A 22,560-nucleotide genomic window follows, 5' to 3' on the forward strand; every position below is an offset into this window, starting at 1 on the left:
GTACATCACTTGAAATACAGGGGACCTCCTTCAGAATCGTAGGACAACCGAGTCCCCGCCACCCTGCATTTTTCCTCGGAGCCATCCGACGTGCCCATTAAGCATCGTGAAGTCTACGAGGCGGTGTATCTCTGTCTGCGCGACCACCTGTCATCAGTCGGCACGCGCGCCGTACAGGGGGCACCGCGGGTGTACCGCAGCGGAGATGCGGCGGATCAGGGACGGTTGGGGGCGGACAAGTACCGCACCGTCTTTCGCAGCAGCACCAATGACCACTATCGCTGGACCGGGCCCAGGCCCACACCGTGTGCCATTCCGGTGCCGCCGGGAAAACCTGCCGCCGGCGGGGTGTACACGTCGCTGGGCATGAACGATGCGCTGCTGGGTGAGCTGACGTTCTATGCCTTCAAGACCACACTCGATCTCGATGTGGAACGTCAGCTCAATGGGCAGGCCACCACACTGACGAGTGCCACATTCCCGGCCATGGTGGCCACCAAGCGCATCTTCGAATACACGTTCCCGGTGGCCACGCAGATCGCTGACCTGTCATTGAGCAGCAATGCTGGTCGTGCCTTGCTGCGCATTCTGGGCAACGATGCCAAGGTGAAGAAGGCGCTCAATGGGGCGCGCTTCACCACGGCCCGCGAAGCCTACCTGGCCAGTGATGACAACAGCCTGCCACGGGCGATGGGGCAGGTGGTGCGCGATTTTTTGCCGGGCTACCAGGCCATCTGGGTGTCGAGTGTGCGCGCCGGCGCGGCGGTGAGCATGCGCGAGGAAGATGGCGACAATCTCGTTTTCTTCGGTCCGGACGGTGCGCAGCTCAACCTGCTCACCCCGGTGCGCGAGATCGGCTTCACGCTGCAACCCAATGGCACGTATCGGCACAGCGCGCATGCCATTCCCTGAGTAGGGCAACACGAGACGGAGTGAGATAGTGGAGCTACGATCCGCTCACGTCAGGAAGCGTTGCGCAACTATGCGTTCTTCGTGCTCGAACGCGTCCGCAAAACTCTCGATTTCATGGGTTTCGAACCCGAGTAGCACAGCTTCCTCGCGCCAAAGAGCGACGGCGTGCTCCACCTCGCCAAGGATCTCGATCGCCCGAGTTGGCGCGAGATTGAAATACGGTGCCGTGCCCATGAGCGCCGCGATAGAAGCCTCGGGCCCCGCGTCTTCACTGATCCACGTCTTGAGTTCGCGGGCACGGTCGGGGAAAGGGTTTACGTCAAACGCCGGAGACAGGCGCCATAGAGCACCTTCCACATGCAGAAAGCCGTGGTTATGCAGATGGTCGTCTACATTCGTTATAAGGATGGAAAACGCCATGCGGCGCCACAACTCCTCGAGATCAGCCTTGGCATCAGCGCTGTGCTGGCGAATGACGTCCGCGACCTCTGTATATGCATGCTCGTCGGCGTCTCCCGGCGCTAGACTCATCAGAGTGGCTGCAGAGACATAGAGGAGGCGGCGCTCCTTCGCTATCGTGGCATCCCATACGCGGTCGAAACGCCGCACAAGCGCAACCGGTACTCCGTCGCTGTCGACGAGCCGTGCATCTGCAGCGTAGATGCCCGCCTGTCGCGCAAGCCGAAGGGCAAGCACTTCCCCCTTCGTATACGGTCGCTCGTCGGCGATGCTTGGGAATTTGCCGAGGCACAGCCCCCAGGTATCGTCGCGCACGCTGCATTTCGGCCGCATGCCGCCAAGTGACGTGCCGCGACCGCGGAGGTATTCGAGATCCGCGAGAGTCTCGGTCTGCTGCTCGACCGCTCGCGAGGCGCTGAGCAGGTCAGGGAGCTCAAGCAACGCCGGGGTGGTGCGATGGCTGGGGTCCAACATGCGCTGACACACGCCCTGTTCGTCACGAAAGCGCAATGCACCAATGCGGGCGTGATCATCCACGGCAAGGAGGAAGTCCAACCCAGTGACGATTGGGGGCAGAATCTCGCCGTCTGCCCTCGCCGCCTGGCGCCGCTTCGCGTGGTCTCGCAGGATCACGCGCCGTGCCCAGCCATCTGGTTCTGTATCGGCGATGACGCCGTGAAAACGCGAGGCACCGGGGACTCTGGTATGCGGCGGGAACTGGGGGCCGGAGACCAACGGGAGCGTCGGATCGATCTCATAGCGGTTTGCATCGGCAAGCCACGTGACCGCGTACTCAAAGGCGGCATGCTCGCGCCGGCCTTCGAGTGTGAAACGGAGGTGACCGACGAGCATTTCGCCGATGAGGACATCGAGCTGGCGTTGCACCGTTGGGGTGGTCACGGGCTTCACTATTTCGGCCGAGGTGTCCGCTTCGGACGTACAGTCTTGGGCAGGTCCGCCAAGTCGAGCGCTGTGCCCGTCTCGTCGGCCTGCGGATCGGCGCTGCGCTCAAGACCCCCCCATTCTAGGCCGAGCACAAAAAGCGCCATAAGGTATGTCCCCATCGCCACGTTGGGGTCCCCTTGCTCGACACGCTGGTAGGTTTGGCGGCCGACCCCAATGCGTTCAGCCATCATCGCTGCCGTGAGCTTGCGCCTCCGACGCGCGATACTGATCCCGCGGCCGAGCTGACGCATGGATTCACGGAGGCGAACGGGAAGGATCTCAGATGTCGCCATATGGATGATAAAACGTACATATGCGCTTGTAATGGATGATATATCATACTTATAGAGTGTCAATATATCCGTGTCTCTCTCTCCAAAGAAGATATTGAGAGGTCTACTATCACGTTTTCGAGCCAGGCGGTTCAGACCACTTTTGTTGTTCCTCAAACCGAGCTGGGCGACTTGCGAATAACACCGCTTTCTATAAGCAAGGCGGACCTGCTGGTATGTATACCAGCAGGTCCACCCCACTTCTAGAAATTCTTCTTTCATGAACGTGATGCTGGTATATATACCAGCATCACGCCGAAAAATTAAAGAGGTGACATGAGAGAGCGTGTCACATGGCATCGAGAAGCAATCCATGCTATCGCCGAGACGCGTCGCCGAGTCTTCACAGCCAACGATCTCGAACAAGTTCTTCGAACCCTTCAAGCCATTTCAGTAGTTCCGGACACAACCACGCCGAAGTACTTCATAAGTACTCTCGAGGCCCAAGCTGGACTTAGCGAGGAGCGAATATCGGCCGCCCAAACGATGGGTGAAAGCGGTCCTCGATACCGCTCGTTCCGTCGCTATCTCTTGAGTGCAGCCTCGCCGAGTGAAGTGGCTCTCTCACTTCGGCCGCGCAGCTACCTCTCGCACGCTTCCGCGCTACGCGCGCACGGCATGGTGGGAGCCGAGAAACTCCCAGTGTATGTCAACCAAGAGCAACGTCCGAAGCTGCCTTCGCGCGGAAGTCTGACACAGCAGTCCATCGATCGCGCATTCCAAAACCGCGCCCGGGAATCACGCTATGCCTTCAGTTACCAAGGCGCGCACTTGGTGTTGCTGGCCGGTAAGCATAGCGGCAACTATCGGGTCGAGGAGATGGAGCTAGCCGGAAGCGATATCAAGCTCCCAGTAACCGATCTCGTGCGAACGCTTGTCGATGTCACCGTTCGTCCATCATATGCCGCCGGCCCGATGGGAGTGCTGGAGGCATACCGTCACGCTCTACACAAAATCGACCCACAAACGCTCATCGCAGGTTTGGTCGAAGTGCTGGGAGCATTGGGGCACGTCTATCCCTATCACCAAGCCATCGGCTACTACCTCACCAAGGCAGGGCTACCGCCTGTGATGCTCAATGCGCTACTAGACATTGGTTCCACGTATGATTTCTACATCTGCCACCGTATCGAAGATCCCGTGTACGACAGCACGTGGCGACTACATGTCCCGCGAGCGCTCGCTGACAGCGAATAGCGACCCCACGGAGCGGCGCTGGGGAAAGCTATTGCGCAATGCCGATCACGCGCGCGATGGAGTCGGCGCGCAGCAACACCCGTTCGGCGCCCAACGAATCACCGCGCGCCAACTTGCTGTAGCCAATGAGCTGACCGATGACCGAATACGCATAGGGGATGCCCACCGACGGGGTATCGATCCACTGCCCCTGTGCGAGCACTGCGCCGGGGCCTTGGTACTGCGCCCACAATGAATCACTGACCGGCGTATCGACATAGGCACCGCCGATGGACAGGTAGGCTGGATACTCGGACGCTGGTCGCTCGAGCAGACGCTGCGTGAGTCCGTGATTCACCACGTAGTCCTGCAATCCGATACCACGCGGGTACCCGCCCACGGAAAAGTGTATGGGGCGCCGCGGGAAGTCGTTTTTGATGAGTTGCAGCACCACGAGCTGATCGCGCAGGTGCAGTCCGGGAGGAATCGTCGCGCGGATCTGCCCGTGTTCGAAGAGCGCCGGTTGTTGCAGTTCGACGTAGGGCGGAATCCGGTCCACATCGGACACCAGATGACGTGCGAACCAGTCGGCGTTGAGATAGGGTGTGATGGCAATGGTCACATCGGGACGCACACCTTCCACCAACTGTGCGTACCACACCGGAAACGAGTCGTTGTCCCCATTGGTGACGAGGATGCCGTTGGGGGAGACCGACTCGAGCAAATCACGCGCCCACGCGCTTGTGAAGTTCTGTCCATGTCGTGGAGCCGCACCGGCATTGCCGACCAGCGGAATCAGTGCCGCGAGCATGACGACCGACGTGACGAGCCAGCTTCGTTGCGGCGCGCGTGCATTGGCAAAACGCTCAGCCAGTGTCTGCCACAGCGCGCCGAGTCCGAGCGCCATCCACACGCTCCAGGTTGCGAAGCTCCACAGGAAGAAGTAGTCGCGGTCACGCACTTCCCGCTCGACGCTCTCTCCGAGGTCGGGTGCCTGGGTCGCACCATACCGGAAGTTGAGATAGACGATCAGCGCGGGGGTGAGCGTGAACACCAGCGGGCCGAAGAACGCGAACGACTCGCGATCACGTCGAAAGTGTGTCCAGCCACCGAATAGCCCGAGCGCGAGCGCCACGATAGCCAACGCGCGCTGCAGACCGGGCATCTGTTGCGCCGCGTCACGCAACATCTGCCATTCGAAGTACTGCCACCACATACCAAACTGCGCGGCGAGTGGCGCCTGGCGCTGTGCCACCTTGTGACCGCCGTACTGTTCCCGCTGCACGTTGGCCATCACCAGACGGTACGTCTCCTTGCTGAACGTGCAGGAGAATTCCGGTGCACTGACGCAAGCCGTGGGTTCACCCACATTGATGGCCGGATGATGGGCCGCGCGGATGGGCTGATACAGGAACAGCGTGAGACCGGCGCACAACATGCCACCGGCGGCGAGTAGCGTACGCCATTGCAGCAGCGTGGAAACACGACGCCAGAGCACATACACACCAAACGCCGGCAATGGCAGGAAACCCGCCGGGTGATTGGTGTAGCCGACGGCGCAGATATACACGAACAACAGCAACCAGCTTGTCGAGCGTCGACCATGTGCGGGGGTGTCATGCCACTGCAGGGCGCACCATGCCGATGCGGCAAGACCGAGCATGGCCACCGTGTACACCTTCTCGTTCACCACACTTTGGTTCCACACGGTGAAGCAGGTGGCGCCGAGTGTGGAGGCCGCGGCCGCGATGACGAGACGCGGGACTTTGGGCAACTGCCAGCCCCGCAACGTGCGGTGCGCGACGAGGAACCAGATCGCGGCACTGATGGCACTGGTGGTGGCGGCAAGCAGATTCACGCGCCCCGCGTATGTCAGCGGGAACGGGATCAGTGCGAAGGCATGGGCCACCAGCACGAACAGCGGATTGCCTGGCGGATGGGGAATGCCCAACACCTTGGCGGCGGCGATGTATTCGCTGGCATCCCACATGGCGGTGGTGGGTGCGAGCGTCACGACGTACAGCAACAGCACCACGGCACCAACCGAGGCGGCCACGGCATAGGGTGGAGCATCCTGGGTGCTCGCCGCTACGGGATCACTGTTTCCAAACCACCACAGCGCTGCTGGGACTGCGCCGATGTAGCCCACCGTCAGCAGGACAGAGGCGAGGTCGGTGCCGCCAGACCACAGGTTCGCGAAACCCGCGAGAATCAGTGTCAGGGCACACGCCGCTCCACCCAGCGGCGAGAGCACGGAACGCCGCAGGAAGGTCGTGCTTGAATTGTCGGTCATGTTCAGGGCAGAGGGGGCGTCACCGGGGTCGGTGCGAGGGCGACATTGTTGACGACCAGCGTCACGTCCACCGCATCACGCGGTACCAGCGTACGCGCGCGCCATTCCGTGGAAGAAATCCGGGCGAGGGCAACGGTACGGACATTGCCATGCGCATCGCCGGCCCGGCGCCAGACGACGTCCTGCAGTCCCACGCCACGCACCACCAGCTCCACCACCCGCAGCGTGTCGAGCAGACGGTCACCGATTCGGCTGTTGCCACGATCCGGTTTCGTCCGCGCGGATGCGTCATGGGTGTCATGGGAGACCGGCACGGCAGAATCGCCGAGCACGAGCGCGGCCGTGTGCACACGTGCGGCGAGGGAGAACCGTTCTCCTTCACGGACGGTGAGCATGAGCGCCAAGGCGGCCGTGAGCACCACACCACCCAAACCAGACAGGGTTCCCCGCCGACGCCAGCGGGCCATTGGCATGGGGGCCACGAGCCGGTGCGGCACAGGCAACGCCTGCACCCGCGCCATGATGCGTGTCCGCGCATCGATGCGTTCAGCGGCCGGAGCACGCAGCGCTTCTGTCATCCAGGCCGGAGGCGCCGGTTCACCCGCACGGGCATCACCGGAATCGGCAAACGGAAAACGGCTCATGACAGATGCTCCGACAACAGGGTCCTGAGACGGGCGCAGGCGCGTTGCACACGCATCTTGAGCGCTGAAACGCCGGCGCCGGTGACGGTGGCCATCTCGTCATACGAAAGTTCTTCCCCGAAGCGCAACACGATGGCTTCGCGCTGGTCGGGGGCGAGCTGGGCGAGGGCAACCGCCAATTCTTCGCGACGATCGGCGTGTGTGGCATCCGCGTCGTCGACCAGCAGCCCTTCATGCAAATGCGGCTCCAGTGCCGTGTAGCGTGCTTCACGCGTGGCTCGGCTCCGGCACTGGTTCACCACGATGCGCAGCAACCAGGCGACAAACCGATCACGTTCACTGTAGCGGCCGAGATGACGGTACGCCCGCACGAAGGCTTCCTGGACCACGTCATCGGCATCGTCGGCGTTCCCCAACAGGTGCGTCGCCACACGCAGGCAGTGCGCATGATGACGATCCACGAGGGTGGCAAACGCCTCCACATGGCCGCCCAGCACGTGCTGCACCAATACCGCATCCGGCAGCGCGGTTCCGGTGGACGCGTTGCCGTGCTCGGATGGCGTGGGGGAGGGATGCGGAGGCACGACCTATAACTCGACCAAATATCCGATCGTCACAAGCGTCATCACGAGATCCAAGGCTCTGAGGCGCACCAAAAGCCCGCGTCCGGCGATAAAATGGATCGGCGACCCCTCCCTACCAGAACCCCGGTCTCATGTTCCGCTCTCCGGCGACCCGCTCCCGTCCCCTGCGTGCGCTGCTTTCGGCGGCCGCGCCCTTCGTTTTTGCGTCCAGCCCGGCGCTCCTCACGGCTCAGGCAGCCACACCGGCCACGGCACCAACCCCGGTGCCCTCGTCCGAAGACCCGCGGATCCACGAGATGGTCTCGTCGGCCTCCGTGGCCCGCATTGAAAGTGATATCCGCACGCTGGTGGCGTTTGGCACGCGGCACACGTTGTCCGACACCATGTCCACCACCCGCGGTATCGGCGCCGCGCGGCGCTGGATCTACGCCGAGTTCCAGAAGATTGCCAAGGACTGCAATGGCTGTCTCGAGGTCCGGTACGTGGCGGAGATCTGGAAGGGCGATCCAAATGGCCGCATCAAGCAGGACGTGAACGTGGTCAACGTGGTGGCCATTCTGCGCGGGCGCACGGAGCCCAATCGCTACGTGGTGCACACGGGTGATATCGATTCCCGGGTGTCGGACGTCATGAATGCGACATCGGAATCGCCGGGTGCCAACGACAATGCGAGCGGCATCGCGGCCATTCTCGAAGCGGCGCGTCTGCTGTCGAAGCATCGTCCCAATGCCTCCGTGGCGTTTGTGGCGCTGTCGGCGGAAGAACAGGGGTTGTTTGGTGGCGAGATCGTGGCCAAGGTGGCCAAAGCCGAAGGCTGGCGCATCGACGCCGTGATCAACAACGACATGGTGGGCAACACGCGCGGTATCGATGGTGTACATGAAAACACCAAGGCGCGTGTGTTTGCGCCGGGATTGCCGGCCAACACGCCAGCCGCCGAACTGCGTCGCATTCTCACCAACGGTGGTGAACTCGATACCCCGTCGCGTCAGCTCGCACGTTACATCGACACGGTGGCCGATCGCTATTTCCCGAACCTCGATGTCGAGATCATCTACCGTCTCGACCGCTACGGACGTGGCGGGCATCACACGCCGTTCTTCAACATGGGTGCAGCGGCCGTGCGTCTGATGGAAGCACACGAAGACTACACCAGACAGCACCAGGACCTGCGCACCGACAAGGGCATCAAGTACGGTGATGTGCTGGAAGGTGTGGACTTCGACTACGCGGCGAAGATGACCGCGCTCGATGCGGCCACGCTGCTGTCACTGGCCTGGGCGCCTGCCGCGCCCGATTCGGCCACCATCACCGGCGCCGTACAGCCGTCAGCGCGCTTGCGCTGGAAGCCGTCGCCGTCGCCCGACGTGATCGGCTATCGTGTGTACTGGCGCAAGCCGAGCGAAGTGAACTGGACGCGTTCCCGCTTCGTTGGCAACGTGACGGACTTCACGGTGCAGAATGTCATCATCGACAACTACTTCTTCGGTGTGGCAGCGGTGGGTCGCAACGGACAGGAGAGTCTGGTGGCGTTTCCGCGCTGAGCGGGGAAAAGCGCACAGCGGGGGGAACACTGATCACCCAGAAACGAAGCAGATCGGCACAGATACAACAAAGAAAAATATCTGTGATTTCTGTTTTGTTTTTGTGTGATCAGTGTTCCCCCCGCTGTGCATACGAACGCTGCTATCGACCCAGAGCCTTGCGAATACCGGCCTCCACCAGCGGGGCCATCACGCGATAGCCGGCTTCATTGGGGTGCACGCCGTCACTGCCATACTCGGCACGCAATCCCTGTCGGGCATCGGCCATGGGGGTGTGATAATCCACGTAGGTGTGGCGGTGTGAAGCAGCGTACTGTTTGATCCAACGATTGAGTGCGACAATCTTCGGTGCCGGTTCGAGACCGGGCTTCCAGCGGTAGTCGAACACGGGTAGTACGGAGCACAACACCACGCGAATGCCGTTCGCGGATGCCAGTTCGGCCATGGACGCGATCTTGTCCTCGATCATCTCGAGCGTCGACGGGCCCGTATTGCCCGCGATGTCATTGGTGCCGGCCAGAATCACCACGGCCACCGGCTTGAGGGCGATCACATCCTGCCGGAAGCGCAGGAGCATTTGTGGTGTGGTCTGGCCGCTGATGCCGCGTCCGATGTAGGGCTTGCCGGGAAACATGGCCGGGAAGAACGGCACCCAGCCTTCGGTGATCGAATTGCCCATGAACACCACACGCCGTTCGCCGCGTGCCGGCGCACCGATGCGCGCATTGTCTGCCTGGTAGCGGGCAAGATTCGCAAAATCGATCGATGACACCGACTGGGCCTCGGTGTTCATGGGTAACAGGCCGAAGGCGAGGGTGAGCAGGGTGGTGCGCAGTCGCAGGAGTCGTCGCATCAGCGGAGGCATTCGTGTGAGCATTGGTACGGGCACTGGCATGTCGTGATTCTGCGATCGCGTTGTCAGCGCCGCTACCCGACGTTTTCTTACGCCGCCATGAGCGAGTTCCGGCCGCCGCGCGCGCCTGCGCCCACATCCCCTCTGGGTGCTCCGTCGGAAGGCCACCCCGCCATTCGCTGGCTGGTGCGCGCCCTGGCCCGTCGTTGCCTGCACTGGTCGTTCCGCGAGGTGCACCTGTTTGGTGCCGATCAGGTGCCCGCCGAGGGCCCGCTGCTGCTCATTGGTAACCACCCGAACGACCTGCCCGATGTGCTGCAGGGGTTCTTCGTGACCCGAAGACCGCTACGCTACATCGCGACCTTGTCCGCGGCCTCCAGTTGGCCGGCCCGGAAGGTATACGAAGGGCTCGGGGTGATTCCGGTCGTACGGGTGCGAGACGCTCGCGCTGAGCGGCGAAAAGGCACCGACATGAAGGCCGTGAATGCCGCCGCTGGAAATCTGGTGGGAGAGGCCCTGCTGGCCGGTCATGCGGTTGGCGTGTTCCCGGAAGGTGGTGTGCACAACGTGCCATACGTCGGCAAACCACGAGCCGGTGTTGTGAAAATGCTTTTTGAGTATTCCGATAGTGGCGCGAAAGATCTGACTATCGTGCCATTTGGCGTGCAGTACGAGGCGCCAAGCCGACCTGGGAGTGACTGCTGTGCCGTGATCGGACCTGGCTTTTCGCTGCGCGCCTGGCGTGAGGCGAAGTGCGTGGATGGCGATGGGTCACCGCGGCCGCCAAGTCTTTCGGCTGAGCTCGCCACTGCCTTGCATGACGCCTTACGCGCGGTCACCCGCAATGCACCCACCTGGCCGGCGGCAGAAGCACGTGATCGTGTGGTGGCCGCCGTCGCCGCTGGACTCGATACCAACGATCCGCTCCGCGCCGCCATCGGACTGGTCCGCCATGCCGAAACGCTGGCCGAGTGGTCCACGGAAAACGAACCGTCGGCCATGCTGGTTCGCATGCAAACGATAGCCGATGAGCTCGCTGCAGCGGTGGAGCGCGCCCGTGGTATCGGGACCTCGGCGCGCGATCATGCCGATCTGCGCGCGGCGCTCACCGGCGCTACCACTCCCGCCGGAACGGTCAGCGCGCTCGCCATCGGGGCACCGTTCGCCGCCGTGGGATGGTTGATCCACGGACCGGCGTTTGTCGCCGTCTGGAAGCTGGCCAGGCGACTGGCCAAGGCGCCGGTGGACCTGATCGCGCTCACGTATGTACCTGGGCTCTACCTGGTGCTGGTCTGGTACCTGATCTTCACCGCGTTCCTTGCGGCAGGACTGCACGTTGCCGGCATCGGTGCGTGGTGGGCGTTGCTGTTGCTCCCGGTTGCGCCGCGGCTCGGTGATGTGGCGGTCGCCTGGCGACATCGGTGGCGCCGATGGCGATTCATGGCACGGGTGCGTGGCTGGTCTGAGCCCGAGCGGCAGCGGCTCGCCACGGCTTATGTGTCGCTGGTGGCACAATGGGCGGAATCCGACCCGGATCCACATCCGGATTCGATTAAACTGCCTCATTCGCCGCGCAGTGCTCATTGTCGCAATTCCACAGCAGGTTCGCAGCAGGCATGACCCTCATTTCGATCGGGAACGCGGGCGTCGACTTTGGCGCCAGCGAGATCTTCCGGGACATCTCCTTCACCGTGGCTGCCGGCGACCGCTGGGCCGTGGTGGGACGCAACGGTACCGGAAAGTCCTCGCTCATTCGCCTGATCACGGGCGATCTGACGCCGACACGAGGGTCACTGGCCCGCATGCCGGGATTGCGGGTGGCGTTGATGGACCAGCACCGCCGCTTTCCCGAAGACCAGTCTTTGTGGGATATCGTCGCCGATGCGTTTGGCGACCTGCGTGCGCTGGAGCGGTCATTGGCCGAGCAGGCGGCGAATCTGGAGCACGACCACAGCGAATCCTCCATGGAACGCTATGGTCGCGATCTCGAACGATTCGAGCGCGACGGCGGCTATCAGATGGCGGCCAAGGTGGACAGCGTGTTGATGGGCGTGGGTTTTGATCCGGATGCCGCGCGACAGACGCGCATCGGCACACTGAGCGGTGGTGAACGTGGCCGTGTGGCGCTCGCCCGCCAGCTTGCCACACCCTCCGATCTGCTGCTGCTGGACGAACCCACAAATCACCTCGATCTCGAGACGACGGCGTGGCTGGAGCAACACCTCGCCGCCAGCGATCGCACGGTGATCTGCATCAGCCACGATCGCGCGTTTCTGGCTGCGATTGCCGATCATGTGCTGCATTTCGAGGGCGGCTCGGCGTTTCCCTATACAGGCAGCTATCAGTCGTTTGTGCAGCAACGCGAAGAACGCCGGCTCACGCAACTACGGCAGTTCGACAAGCAGCAGAAAGTGATTGCTGCCGAGAGTGACTACATCGCGCGCAACATTGCCGGACAGAACACGGCGCAGGCCAAGGGACGTCGCAAACGTCTCGAGCGCATGCCACGTCTGTCAGCCCCCATTGGCGCCGATGGTGTGATGGCACTGCGGCTCAGCGCGGGCAACCGCAGTGGAGACCGCGTGATCGAAGCGCAGCATGTCACGGTGGGCGTACCCACGCCCGACGGGCCGCGCACGCTGGTGAAGGACGTGAGCGTGGTCATGGAGCGCAATGAAGTGGTCGCGCTGGTGGGTCCCAACGGGGCCGGCAAGAGCACGCTCATCAAGACACTGTTGGGTGAGCACGAGCCATTGGATGGAGAAGTGAAGACGGGGCCCAGCACCACCGTGGCCTACTATCGCCAGGATCTCGCGCATCTGCCGCTTGATCTGACCATCTACGAAGCCATCGCCACGCAGCGCCCGCTCTGGGAGCGTCGCATGGTGCAGGGGCATCTCGGTCGGTTCGGCTACAGTGGCGACGAAGTGCAGCGCACCATCGGCACGCTATCAGGTGGTGAGCGCGCACGGGTGGCCATGGCGCTGCTGACGTTGTCCACGAACAACCTGCTCATTCTCGACGAGCCCACCAACCACCTCGACGTTGAAAGCATCGAAGTGCTCGAGGACGCGGTGGAGGAGTACGAGGGCAGTGTACTCATCGTGAGCCACGACCGTGCGGTGCTCCGTGGTCTGGCCACGCAGGTGTGGGAACTGCGCGATCAGGAACTCAAGGTATTCCCGGGCACCTTCGTGGAATGGGAGGAGCTGCGGGCCGAACGTCGCATGCGCGAGGACAAGGAAGCGCGCGCCGAGTCGCAAAGGGAATCGGAGCGTGCGGCGAAGCAGCGTGATCGCGAACGCGACGAACAGAAGGCGCGCGAAAAGAGTGGCAACGGATCGTCGGCATCGAACGGAGCGTCGACTACGCTGTCGCCGAGTGATCTGCGTCGGGAGCAACGCGCTGCCCAGAAGGCGTTGCACGATACGGAGCTGCTGGTGTCGGTGCTGGAGACCAAGATCGAAGACCTGAGCGGACAGTTGGACAACGCCACGCTGTACGACACGCCGGCCGGGATCCAGAAGGCCGCACAGTTGGGGAAGGAACTCGACGAAGCGCGCGAATCACTCGAGCAGGCCATGCATGACTGGGGCGTAGCCGCCGAACGCGTACAAAAATCGGGCGCGGTCTGATGATGTGGCGCGGCGTCGTGTTGGCGATGGTGATGTTGTTGATGCCGGCCACGCTCGCGGCGCAATCTGCCACGGTGCCATTGCGTCAACTGCTCGACGATGCCAGCCAGCGCAACCGGCTGCCGGACAGCCTGATTTCGTATCGTGCGCGGGTGGAGACGGAAATCTCCACGCTGCTGCGGCGTGAGGAAGGCACCGAAATGGTGGCGGCCATCGAACAGGTGGCCAGCTCCATGAAATGGAATCGTGCCGGTGGGTACGAACAGCGTATCGGCGGCTATCGCACGCAGCAGCTCAGTGTGAACATGTCGATGCTGTCGCTGTTGCAGTCGGGGTGGCTCAACCCGGTGCTGTATGGCAACCGCCTGCGCATCCGCCCGCAAGCCGCCAATGCGCGCCCGAGCCCGCGTGGGCGCACGCGCGTAGGACGTGGTGATGGCTCCGACACACTGCCGGCCATTCACCCACTCGCGACGGACCGCGAGCGGTACTACCGCTTTACGGGTGGGGATACGGTGGTCACCATGCGCGCCGGTGACCGGGTGATTCCCATTGTGCAGGTACGGGTGCAGCCGCGCACGGATCTCACGCAGGACGTCGTGCTGTTCGATGGCGATATTGCGCTCGACGCGTCGCGGGGAACGCTGGTGCGCATGCGCGGACACTTCGTGCGGCGCAATGGACCGCGTCGTTCGGTGGGGGCGACATTCGGTGATGCGGTGGCGTTTGTGGAGTACGAAAACGCCGAACGCATGGGCACGTACTGGTTACCAGCGCGTCAACGCATCGAATTGCAGGCCATGTTGCCACTCATTGGTGACGGACGCGCGGTCATTCGTATCGTGTCGCGTTTCTACGATCTCGAAGTGAATGACACGGCACTCAGTGCGGCCACACTGGCGGCGCAGGACTCGCTGCGTCTCGCATCGCGTCGTCGACTGTCCTACGCCCCCGACGATTCGCTCGCCAGCTACTCGGCTTGGCGTGCCTCCATCGGTCTGTTGTCCACCGGCATGCACGCCGACGACTTCGATGACATCGGCCCGGATCGTTGGCGCACCACCGGTCCGCCGCGTTTCGATTTCTCAGCCCCGCGGGCGTCGGACGTGATTCACTTCAATCGGGTGGAAGGACTATTCACTGGCGGTGGTGTGAAGTGGACGCTGCGTGATCGTGCTCCCGGTGTGGTGGTGCGCGCCAACGCTGGCTATGCATGGGCCGAGCAGACCGTGCGTGGCCGGGTGCAGGTGACGCGCAAGCGTGGTCCGTGGACATTGGAAGCCCGTGGGGGCCGGTCGCTGGACAACACCAATGACTTCCGCGTGCCACTCGATTCGGGGAACAGCTTCGGTGCGTTCTTCGCCTCGCTCGACCCATACGACTATGTGTCGCGCACCAGTGCCACGGCGGCTGTGGTGCGCACGTTGGGCGTGCGTCGTGCGATCATGCGGGCCGAAGTGGGGGTGGCCGACGATCGGTACAGCGCGTCCAACTATGTGCGGAGCCCGATCGGTGGTGATGCCTATCGTCCCAATCGGGGTGTGGATGCTGGCGGCTATGTGCGCAGCGCGATGCTGATCGAGTGGCATCCCGACGCGGCCGCGGAATTCGTGGCGCCCGGCATTGGTGCGCGCCTGAGTTATGAGCGTGGCGATGGCACGTTGTCATGGCAACGCATGGAAGCCCGGGTGAGTGGCCGCCGGCCGGTGGGGCCGTTCACGGCGGTGGCCCGTGCGGATGTGGGCCAGGTGATCGGTAACCGGATCCCGTCGCAGCAGCTCTTCGAGTTGGGTCGTTATCAGAGCCTGCCGGGGTACGAAGACAAGGAGTTTGCCGGATCGCGCGCGGCGGCGGTGCGGGCCGGCTTGTTGTACATCTCGCCGTTTTTGCGCTCGCCGATTCGTGTCACTCCGCGATTCTGGTTGCCGGCGTTGTCGCCGGGCCTGAGCGTGGGCGTGCAGAGTGGATGGACCGATGCTCCCACTCCTGCGGCGCGCGCGTCCATCGATCGACTGGCGGTCACCGACCCCACGTTGCTGGCGTCGTGGGCCCCGGTGGCGCGTCCCACCGAGCGGATCCGGGCCAGTGTGACTGCCGGCGTGCGCTTCTTTGGCGGTGGCGTCTTTGTGGGCGGCACACGGCCGGTGGATCATGCGGCGCCGTGGAAGATGCTGGTGAGTTTCGGGCAGGCCTGGTGACACTGCGGTGAAGCGGGCATGATCGCGGCGGGCGGGCGCACTATGTTTCAGTCATGCTCCCACATCTTCTGCCTTCACGTCGCGATTTCTCCGGCGACGACCTGATTTTCACGCTCAACGCCGCCGCTCAGCGACGTGCGGCCGGCGGTGCGAGTGTCATCAACGCGACGGTTGGTGCGCTGCTCGACGATGCCGGCAAGCTGGTGGTGCTGGAGAGTGTGATGCAGCAGTGGCGTCAGCTCACGCCCATGGAAGTGGCGCCGTACGCGCCCATTGCCGGCGATCCGGCATTTTTGCTGGCGCTCACTCAGCGCCACTGGCCGTCGCTCACGAGCTACGGGATCGGAGTGGCCACGCCGGGTGGTTCGGGCGCGCTGGCGCTCACGCTGCGCAATCTGCTGGAGCGTGGCAATACACTGGTGACGGCGGCCCCCTATTGGGGCCCCTACGCCACCATCGCTGCGGAAGGTGGTGTGCGCATCGCCACGGTGCCATACCCGGCGCCCGGTGAAGCGCTCGATGTGGGCGCCTGGGAGCAAGCCATGCGCGATGTGCTCGACGAACAGGGGCGTTTGCTGTTGTGGCTCAACGATCCATGCCACAATCCGACGGGCCGCAGTTTCACGCGCGCCGATCGTGAAACACTGCTGTCGGTGTTGCGCGATATCGCGTCGCAGGGGCCGGTGACGTTGCTGCTCGACCTGGCGTATCTCGACTATGCACGCGATCCGCAGGCGGTGACCGAGGCGCTCGAAGACTATGCGGCGTTTGGTGCCGAAGGCAGCGTCCTGGTGGGCGCGAGCCTGAGCCTCAGCAAGGCGTTCACATTGTACGGGTCACGCGCCGGCGCGTTGGTGTTCCCGTGGGCTGCCGACAAGGCGCTGCAATCGGCACTGGTCACGAGCTGCCGCGGCACCTGGAGCAATTGTGCGCGGGCGCCGATGAGTGTGTTGTCCCGCTTCTCCAAGGACGCCGATGCGCAGGCCGCACTTGCCGCCGAGCATGCGCAGTGGCGCACCGTGCTCACCGCACGTGCCGAAGCGCTCGATGCGGCATTGCGTGCCGAAGGATTGCCGGGCGCGGCGTGGGATGGTGGCTTTTTCGTGACACTCGCCGCCGCCGATCCGCAGGTGGTCACCGAGCGTTTGCAGGAACGCGATGTGTTCGTCGTCCCCATGCCGGAAGGCTTGCGTGTCGGCATTTGTGGCATGCGTGCGGCCGACGCTCCACGCTTTGCAGCGGCGTACAAGGCCTCGCTGTAACAACAGCGGGGGGAACACAGAGAGCACAAAAAAAGAGCAGAGGGCACAGATACGACAACCACTTTTTTTTGGCTGTATCTGTGTCCTCTGCCTTTTTTCTTGTGTGGTCTGTGTTCCCCCCCGCTGTGCGCTGTTGCGGTTAGAAACTCCCGCCAAGCAACACCGCGTTGGCAAACAAGGCTAGCGTTCCGCGCAATTGATCTCGGTACACCGGGTCATGCGCAAACAGGATCACACGACCTCGGCCCGCACGTTCAGTCCACAGATACGGTGAGCCGGCAATGCGCGCCGGCATTTCGGGCCAGTAGAAACCGGAGATGCGCACGCGGGGTGCGGCAGCGAACCGCACGATGGCTTCGCCCGCGCGCAGATCACGGGGCACTGTGAACACACGGTCGCTGTTGGCGAAGACCGGGATTTCCTTGTTGGTGATGCCGGCCATCAGCGGTGACAGCGTGTCGATCGATGCACGGGCCATCACACCCGGAAGGCTCGACGGTAGCGGCGCACCACCGGCGCTGTCGGCGCGGGCTGAGTCACGACGCACGCGCGTGCGCACCAGGCCCACACGCTCCTGAGCCAGCCATGCACTGGCGGCGTCGAGCGCGATCAGCGTACCGCCGTTGCGCACCCAGTTCACCAGGCGATCACGGCCACCGTCGCCCAGGGCGCGGTCGAGCGCGGCCGCTTGTACCGACGGCACCACGATCGTGGTGAACTGCGCCAGATCGCCACTGCCCACGAAGTTGGCGTCGATGATCGTGGAGGGATACTTGAGGCGCTGATCCATCGCGTACCAACTGAATCCGAACGATGTGCCGTTCACCGGTGCACCACCCAGCAGCGCTACCTTCGGACGCTGCACAGGAATGACCGAGTTGCTACCCAAATCTGTGCCTTCATCCACACCCGCCGACGGAATGGGCACGATGGTCGCCCGCGCTTCCGCCACACGACGCACGATGATGTCGTGCACCTCCGGGCGATTGAACGCCACACGAATGACAAACGCTCCGTTCGGGAACTTCTGTCCCTTCGATGTGAAGCTGTTCGGGGCATACCACACACGCACGGAATCCGACAGCAGCGACGCCAGCAGGCGGATGCTCGACTCACTGCCCGGTGCGAACGCGTAGCCATAGTTCGAACGTGGCACGCCCATGATGTTCATGCTCGGCACTTCTGCGGCCACCAGACCGGCCGGCATCGCGGGCACCGTCCAGGCTTCCACACGCCACGCCAACGGCAGCGACCACGCCGTCATGTCGTAGAAGCGGTTGCGCTGACCCGTGCGACGCAGCTCGAGCTCGAACTTGAGGAACGCCGAGTCGAGTGCCGCATCGGGCTCGAGCAGCGCCTTCGCCAGGTGACCCATCGGCTGCGCGAAATCCACCACATAGCCGCCGTCCTTGAGCGTGACCGCACTCGTGGTACCCTGGAAATACGACGTGGCCGACGGCAGCGTCGTGCTGCCACGCACCATCTGCACTTCCAGGCCATTCTCCAGCAGCTTCACCGCCAGCGAATCGGCACGGCCTTCGGCGTCGCGCGCGAACACCATGCCGCGCATCGGACCCTTGGCGTGCGTGGTGATCGCACCGGCACGCACCGCCGCGTAGTCACGCAACAACTCCGTGCGCCGGCTGGCCGACGTGCGCACCGTGGCCCATTCGGCCGTGAAGTGTTCCCATGCGGCCTGCTTGAGCGTGCGCAGCGTGCCGTCATTGCGCATCACCGAACCGCCGGCGCTGGATGCACTTTCGAACAACATGCCCACGGAGCCGGTGAGCATCGGCCAGCCTTCACCGTAGCCCGGATAAAACGAGTCGTAGCCTTCACGACGGAAATACGACCAGCCGTGCACATCGAATGCCGCGCCATGAGCCGCGGCAAAGATGTCGAACCACTTCGGCAGGTGCTTGGGATTGTTCTGGTTGTCCGGCTCACGTGGCGGGGCAAAGTAGAACGACGAACTCGAACCCTGCTCGTGCAGATCCACCGCCACATGTGGCATCCACTTCAGGAACTCACGTACACGGCCACGTGATTCCGGGTGCGACTGGGCGTACCAGTCGCGATTGAGATCGAAGTAGTAGTGCGAGGTGCGTGGACCAGGCCACGAACCGGCGTTGTTCATCGCACTGGCATCGCTGGCCAAACCCATCGGGCTCCACATGCGCTCGATATCGTGCGTATGGCGCTCGCGGCCGTCAGGATTCTGATTGGGATCGATCAGCACCACCGTGCTGTCGAGTGACATGCGTGTGTTGGCATCGGTGCCAGCGGCCAACTGATACAGCAGACCGAGACCCGCTTCCACGCCGGATGCTTCACCGCCGTGTACCGAGTGGGCGAGCCACACGATGCTCGGCAGGCGCTTGATGGCCGCGTCGATGTCACCTGCGCCGGCACCACGCGGATCGGCGATGCGCTGAGCGTCGCGCTTGATTTCGGCAACACGCGCGAGATTGGCTTCGCTGGAGATGGTGAGCAGCAGCATCTCGCGCCCCTCGAAGGAGCGACCGATGGTGTCCACCTTCACCCGCTTGCTGGTGGCCGCGATGCGCTCGATGTAGCGCATCATCTGCCGGTGCGTGGTGAAGCGGCTGCCGAGCTCATATCCCAGAATGGCCTGGGGGGTGGGCACTGCCGGGTCGAAGGTGGCGCCCGGGTCGGCGAAGGTGTGTTGCGCCTCAGCCGCTGGGGCGAGCGCGAGGGAAGCGCCGAGGCCCAGCAGGGCGGCGACGCGTGCGGTGAGCGTGGAAGCGAACGTGGAGCGAATCATCGAGAGCTGGAGAAGGATCGACGGCGCCAGGGCATCGGACGACAGAACGGTGCACCTCGGGATGCTGACACGCGTAAAGTCGCGTCTCCCGGGCCACTTGTCACGCTGTGCTTGCCGCTGGCGGGCCAGAGCGGATCATTGTGGGACGAGCACCGCCCTCTCGGTGCCCACCCCTCCGCACGCCACTACTCTCCCGCCCATGGCATCTCGACGCGCACTTCCGGTCGCCGCGGCCTTCTTTACGGCAACGCTCACTGCCACCTCGGCCCTGTCCGCCCAACCACGCGGTACCATCGTCGCCTCCAACATGGACGCGCACTCGGTGACCATCGTGGACGTGGCCAGCGCCAAGAACCTCGCCACGATTCCCGTGCGGGAAGGCCCGCACGAGGTGGCCATTTCTCCTGATGGCAAGCAGGCGGTGGTCGCCATCTACGGCAATCGCAATTCGGTGGGCAGCTCGCTGGCCGTGTTTGATCTGACCAAACCCACGGCGGAACCGCGCTACATCGAGCTGGGTGCGGGCAACCAGCGGCCGCATGGCCTGGCGTATTTGCCCGACGGCAAAAACCTGCTCATCACCGGCGAACGTGCGCAGCGTGTGTTGCTGATGAATCTCGACACACAGGCGATCGACTCGTCGATGAGCACCGGGCAGGCCACCACGCACATGGTGAGTCTCACCGCGAATGGCGGACATGCTTACACCACGAACATCGCCGCGATGAGTGTGAGTGCCATCGACGTGAAGACGCGCAAGGTGACCGGCACGTGGCCGGTGGGGGCGCGTATCGAAGGCGTGGCCGTCATGCCGGACGGCAAGGAAGTCTGGGTAGGGGGCAACGAATCGCACCTGGTGTATGCGCTCGATGCCGCCACCGGTGCCGTGACGCATCGCATCGAGGGCTTCGGCATGGCCTATCGTATCGGCATCACGCCCAACAACCGCACCGCGATCATCTCTGATCCGGGCAGCGAGAAGATTCACATTGCCGATGTGGCCACGCACACCATCCGGAAGACCATCGACATTCCAGCGCAGGCACCGGCCGGCGGTGCCGATGCGACCGCACGTCCTGCGTCCCCCCAGGGCGTGACGATCTCACGCGACGGCAACTATGCGTTTGTCACGCTGAAAGCCGTGGCCAAGGTGGCCGTGGTGGACATCGCGCGTGGTGAAGTCGTGAAGACGCTCACCGTCGGGGCTGGCTCAGACGGTGTGGGCTACTCGCCGTTCATTCCGTCGACGAAGTAGGCACGAACTCGGCTTCGTAGCGCACGCTGGTACGTGGAGATGCCATCATTGGCGCGACGGTATCGCGCCAGCGTGCGTAATGTGCGGTTTCCTTGTGGGCCACCGGCGCCTGCGCGTCCCGGTAAATCTCCATCAAGGAGAACCGGGTCGGATCATCGGCCTGGCGCAGCACGTCGAATCGGATGACTCCGGGCTCCTGCACGCTGTTGCGGGCATTGTCGAGTGTGGCGACCAGAAAGGCGTCGACATGCTCGGGGAGTACGTGAATGTGCACCTGGGTAATGATCATCCCTTTGTCTTCCATGCCTTGTAAGCCTCGGGCATGCAGACCGCGCAGGGGCGGTAGCCGGCCGCAATCGCGGCGGCCTCATCGGCAAAAAAGACCCGCTGTTGCTCATAGCCGCGGCCGGTGGCCAGCGCTCGGCGGGCAGCCTTGCAGTCGAGCCGGCCATATCGGCGTTCCTTGCGGTAGCCGCCGAGGGTACCCTTGTCAGGGCTGCTGTAGCGGGTGCCGTCGGGGCCGACCAGTTGGTACAGCTTTGGGGTGGGGTCTGGGCTCGTCATGCCCTCAGCATAGCCCGTCCCGCCCGGCATCGGGAGCCTGATCAACCTTCCGGGGCTGCCCGGGGTAATAAAAGAAGAGCCGTCCGCGGGCAGCGGGCGTGACCATGGCGGATATCACCGTGCGGTTCGAGCAGGCTCTTGAGAGCCTCAGGGAAACTCCCGCACCATGCCGCAATTCCCCGACAGACCGGGGTGGACGGCTCCTCGACATTCCGGCAGGTGCTGCGAAGCCGCGAGCCGCGAAGCGGCAACCGCCGGTGTTTCTGTACAGACTCTCAGGCGAGGACCTGACGATGACCAATACGATTCGGCTGGCCGTTGGGCTGGCAACGCTGACGCTGGGTGCCGCCAATATCGGCGCGCAGACCACTACTCCGCAGCCTCCGACGCGTTTGCCTGCCGCACGCGTGGTGGGTGAAGTGAAGAACATGCTGACCGTGCAGAACGACCGGAACGCGGCTGTGACGGTGTTCATGCAGACGGGTGGTGTCGACCGGAAGCTGGGGGTGGTGCCGGCGGGTGCGGTGACGTCGCTGGCTATTCCGGCTGCGGCCGCGCGCGGTCAGAACGCGCTGCATTTCTACGCTCGTACGCAGGGCAACGGCCCGGACCTTGTGGCCAGCGCCTTGCCGGCGGCCAGCACGCGTCAGCTTGGTCTGCTCATTCCACCGGCCGGTGGTGTGACGTGGACCGATAGCATCGCGGTGCCGTTGACGAGCGAAGAGCGCGCCGCGGCCACGGTGACCATCGACAATCGTCGCAACAAGGCGATGGCGGTGTACGCCGAGCAGGGCACGTACTCGGTGAAGATCGGTGAAGCGAGCGCCAGCGGCATGACCACGCTGCGCCTGCCGGTATCGATGCTGCGCAGCGGCGAAGGTGTGCGCGTGTTGATGCGCCCGGCCGGTGACGTGGGGCTGAGTACGCAGGTATTGAAGCTCAAGACCGGTGACCACGTCGCGGTCGAAGTGATGTAAGTCCGCTGATCCAACGCCAGATCCGTTGGACAGTACCAACGACGCCCTCGGCAGAGTATTGCCGGGGGCGTTGTGTATTAGGTCGAGGTGGTTGTGCGCAATTGAGGTTGTCGTTCTTGAGCTCGAGATCGAGCAACCAGCC

The 22,560-nt window shown here is 63.6% G+C and carries 18 protein-coding genes; 9 read left to right on the forward strand and 9 right to left on the reverse strand.

Features of this window, described 5'->3' with window-relative positions; translation table 11 throughout:
* Positions 1 to 90: 90 nt before the first annotated feature.
* Entirely contained in the window at positions 91 to 912 is an 822-nt protein-coding gene (locus GAU_RS00205) for a hypothetical protein (protein WP_012681530.1), read from the forward strand.
* Positions 913 to 957: 45 nt separating this feature from the next.
* Here GAU_RS00205 and GAU_RS00210 read toward each other — a convergent pair whose 3' ends face one another.
* Entirely contained in the window at positions 958 to 2,256 is a 1,299-nt protein-coding gene (locus GAU_RS00210) for a type II toxin-antitoxin system HipA family toxin (protein ID WP_012681531.1), read from the reverse strand.
* 23 nt (positions 2,257 to 2,279) lie between these two features.
* Entirely contained in the window at positions 2,280 to 2,963 is a 684-nt protein-coding gene (locus tag GAU_RS22565; RefSeq protein WP_197526024.1) for a helix-turn-helix domain-containing protein, read from the reverse strand.
* Between the two features lie 240 nt (positions 2,964 to 3,203).
* Here GAU_RS22565 and GAU_RS22085 point away from each other — a divergent pair, with 240 nt between their 5' ends.
* On the forward strand, positions 3,204 to 3,845 hold the full coding sequence (locus GAU_RS22085; RefSeq protein WP_169307545.1) for a hypothetical protein: 642 nt from the start codon (positions 3,204 to 3,206) through the stop codon (positions 3,843 to 3,845).
* Positions 3,846 to 3,873: 28 nt separating this feature from the next.
* On the opposite strand, the gene GAU_RS00225 is transcribed toward GAU_RS22085, so the two are convergent.
* Genes GAU_RS00225 through GAU_RS00235 form a run of 3 tightly spaced genes read right to left on the reverse strand, consistent with a single transcriptional unit; the run spans position 3,874 to position 7,345 of the window.
* Entirely contained in the window at positions 3,874 to 6,117 is a 2,244-nt protein-coding gene (locus GAU_RS00225) for a glycosyltransferase family 117 protein (protein WP_041265096.1), read from the reverse strand.
* A 2-nt stretch (positions 6,118 to 6,119) separates the two neighbouring features.
* Positions 6,120 to 6,761 (reverse strand): hypothetical protein, encoded by a 642-nt coding sequence (locus tag GAU_RS00230; protein WP_012681534.1) that lies wholly within the window; start codon positions 6,759 to 6,761, stop codon positions 6,120 to 6,122.
* Complete coding sequence (locus GAU_RS00235) at positions 6,758 to 7,345, reverse strand: RNA polymerase sigma factor (RefSeq protein WP_012681535.1); 588 nt, start codon at positions 7,343 to 7,345, stop codon at positions 6,758 to 6,760. Before GAU_RS00235 ends, GAU_RS00230 begins: the two co-directional genes overlap by 4 nt.
* Before the next feature lie 131 nt (positions 7,346 to 7,476).
* Here GAU_RS00235 and GAU_RS00240 point away from each other — a divergent pair, with 131 nt between their 5' ends.
* Positions 7,477 to 8,889: a M20/M25/M40 family metallo-hydrolase gene (locus GAU_RS00240; RefSeq protein ID WP_012681536.1), complete on the forward strand. Its 1,413-nt coding sequence runs from the start codon at positions 7,477 to 7,479 to the stop codon at positions 8,887 to 8,889.
* 142 nt (positions 8,890 to 9,031) lie between these two features.
* Here the strand turns inward: GAU_RS00240 and GAU_RS00245 are convergent, their stop codons facing one another.
* A complete protein-coding gene (locus GAU_RS00245; protein WP_012681537.1) occupies positions 9,032 to 9,742 on the reverse strand; it encodes an SGNH/GDSL hydrolase family protein in 711 nt (236 codons plus the stop codon).
* Positions 9,743 to 9,841: 99 nt separating this feature from the next.
* On the opposite strand from GAU_RS00245, the gene GAU_RS00250 reads away from it, so the two are divergent.
* From GAU_RS00250 to GAU_RS00265, 4 genes are read left to right on the forward strand one after another with little or no spacing between them, the layout of a single operon-like run.
* A complete protein-coding gene (locus tag GAU_RS00250) occupies positions 9,842 to 11,362 on the forward strand; it encodes a lysophospholipid acyltransferase family protein (RefSeq protein WP_041265097.1) in 1,521 nt (506 codons plus the stop codon).
* Complete coding sequence (locus GAU_RS00255) at positions 11,359 to 13,377, forward strand: ABC-F family ATP-binding cassette domain-containing protein (RefSeq protein WP_012681539.1); 2,019 nt, start codon at positions 11,359 to 11,361, stop codon at positions 13,375 to 13,377. Before GAU_RS00250 ends, GAU_RS00255 begins: the two co-directional genes overlap by 4 nt.
* Positions 13,377 to 15,575, forward strand: a complete 2,199-nt coding sequence (locus GAU_RS00260; protein WP_012681540.1) for a hypothetical protein — start codon at positions 13,377 to 13,379, stop codon at positions 15,573 to 15,575. Before GAU_RS00255 ends, GAU_RS00260 begins: the two co-directional genes overlap by 1 nt.
* Positions 15,576 to 15,628: 53 nt before the next feature.
* Positions 15,629 to 16,837: a pyridoxal phosphate-dependent aminotransferase gene (locus tag GAU_RS00265; protein WP_012681541.1), complete on the forward strand. Its 1,209-nt coding sequence runs from the start codon at positions 15,629 to 15,631 to the stop codon at positions 16,835 to 16,837.
* A 139-nt stretch (positions 16,838 to 16,976) separates the two neighbouring features.
* On the opposite strand, the gene GAU_RS00270 is transcribed toward GAU_RS00265, so the two are convergent.
* On the reverse strand, positions 16,977 to 19,622 hold the full coding sequence (locus GAU_RS00270) for a M14 family zinc carboxypeptidase (RefSeq protein ID WP_012681542.1): 2,646 nt from the start codon (positions 19,620 to 19,622) through the stop codon (positions 16,977 to 16,979).
* A 199-nt stretch (positions 19,623 to 19,821) separates the two neighbouring features.
* Between GAU_RS00270 and GAU_RS00275 the strand changes: the two genes are divergently transcribed.
* Positions 19,822 to 20,877: a YncE family protein gene (locus tag GAU_RS00275; protein WP_156798829.1), complete on the forward strand. Its 1,056-nt coding sequence runs from the start codon at positions 19,822 to 19,824 to the stop codon at positions 20,875 to 20,877.
* On the opposite strand, the gene GAU_RS00280 is transcribed toward GAU_RS00275, so the two are convergent.
* Together GAU_RS00280 and GAU_RS00285 are read right to left on the reverse strand one after the other, a co-directional pair.
* Positions 20,858 to 21,166 carry a putative quinol monooxygenase gene (locus tag GAU_RS00280; RefSeq protein WP_012681544.1) on the reverse strand — a complete coding sequence of 103 codons (309 nt, stop codon included), beginning with the start codon at positions 21,164 to 21,166 and terminating at the stop codon, positions 20,858 to 20,860. The genes GAU_RS00275 and GAU_RS00280 overlap by 20 nt on opposite strands.
* Positions 21,163 to 21,441, reverse strand: coding sequence for an Ada metal-binding domain-containing protein (locus GAU_RS00285; protein ID WP_012681545.1), 279 nt, complete (start codon positions 21,439 to 21,441; stop codon positions 21,163 to 21,165). The genes GAU_RS00280 and GAU_RS00285 overlap by 4 nt, the downstream gene beginning before the upstream one ends.
* A gap of 293 nt (positions 21,442 to 21,734) precedes the next feature.
* On the opposite strand from GAU_RS00285, the gene GAU_RS00290 reads away from it, so the two are divergent.
* Entirely contained in the window at positions 21,735 to 22,418 is a 684-nt protein-coding gene (locus GAU_RS00290; protein ID WP_012681546.1) for a hypothetical protein, read from the forward strand.
* Positions 22,419 to 22,560: the final 142 nt, after the last annotated feature.

It is taken from the genome of Gemmatimonas aurantiaca T-27, assembly GCF_000010305.1.
In the GTDB taxonomy this organism is placed as follows: Bacteria; Gemmatimonadota; Gemmatimonadetes; order Gemmatimonadales; family Gemmatimonadaceae; genus Gemmatimonas; species Gemmatimonas aurantiaca.

What these genes read in the sequence shown, in the direction of transcription:
- GAU_RS00260 (WP_012681540.1), top strand. Translation starts at nt 13,377, where the DNA reads ATGATGTGGCGCGGCGTCGTGTTGGCGATGGTGATGTTGTTGATGCCG.
- GAU_RS00275 (WP_156798829.1), top strand. Translation starts at nt 19,822, where the DNA reads ATGGCATCTCGACGCGCACTTCCGGTCGCCGCGGCCTTCTTTACGGCA.
- GAU_RS00245 (WP_012681537.1), bottom strand. Translation starts at nt 9,742, where the DNA reads ATGCGACGACTCCTGCGACTGCGCACCACCCTGCTCACCCTCGCCTTC.
- GAU_RS00285 (WP_012681545.1), bottom strand. Translation starts at nt 21,441, where the DNA reads ATGACGAGCCCAGACCCCACCCCAAAGCTGTACCAACTGGTCGGCCCC.
- GAU_RS00280 (WP_012681544.1), bottom strand. Translation starts at nt 21,166, where the DNA reads ATGATCATTACCCAGGTGCACATTCACGTACTCCCCGAGCATGTCGAC.
- GAU_RS00290 (WP_012681546.1), top strand. Translation starts at nt 21,735, where the DNA reads ATGACCAATACGATTCGGCTGGCCGTTGGGCTGGCAACGCTGACGCTG.
- GAU_RS00255 (WP_012681539.1), top strand. Translation starts at nt 11,359, where the DNA reads ATGACCCTCATTTCGATCGGGAACGCGGGCGTCGACTTTGGCGCCAGC.
- GAU_RS22565 (WP_197526024.1), bottom strand. Translation starts at nt 2,963, where the DNA reads ATGGATTGCTTCTCGATGCCATGTGACACGCTCTCTCATGTCACCTCT.
- GAU_RS00230 (WP_012681534.1), bottom strand. Translation starts at nt 6,761, where the DNA reads ATGAGCCGTTTTCCGTTTGCCGATTCCGGTGATGCCCGTGCGGGTGAA.
- GAU_RS00250 (WP_041265097.1), top strand. Translation starts at nt 9,842, where the DNA reads ATGAGCGAGTTCCGGCCGCCGCGCGCGCCTGCGCCCACATCCCCTCTG.
- GAU_RS00270 (WP_012681542.1), bottom strand. Translation starts at nt 19,622, where the DNA reads ATGATTCGCTCCACGTTCGCTTCCACGCTCACCGCACGCGTCGCCGCC.
- GAU_RS00225 (WP_041265096.1), bottom strand. Translation starts at nt 6,117, where the DNA reads ATGACCGACAATTCAAGCACGACCTTCCTGCGGCGTTCCGTGCTCTCG.
- GAU_RS00265 (WP_012681541.1), top strand. Translation starts at nt 15,629, where the DNA reads ATGCTCCCACATCTTCTGCCTTCACGTCGCGATTTCTCCGGCGACGAC.
- GAU_RS00240 (WP_012681536.1), top strand. Translation starts at nt 7,477, where the DNA reads ATGTTCCGCTCTCCGGCGACCCGCTCCCGTCCCCTGCGTGCGCTGCTT.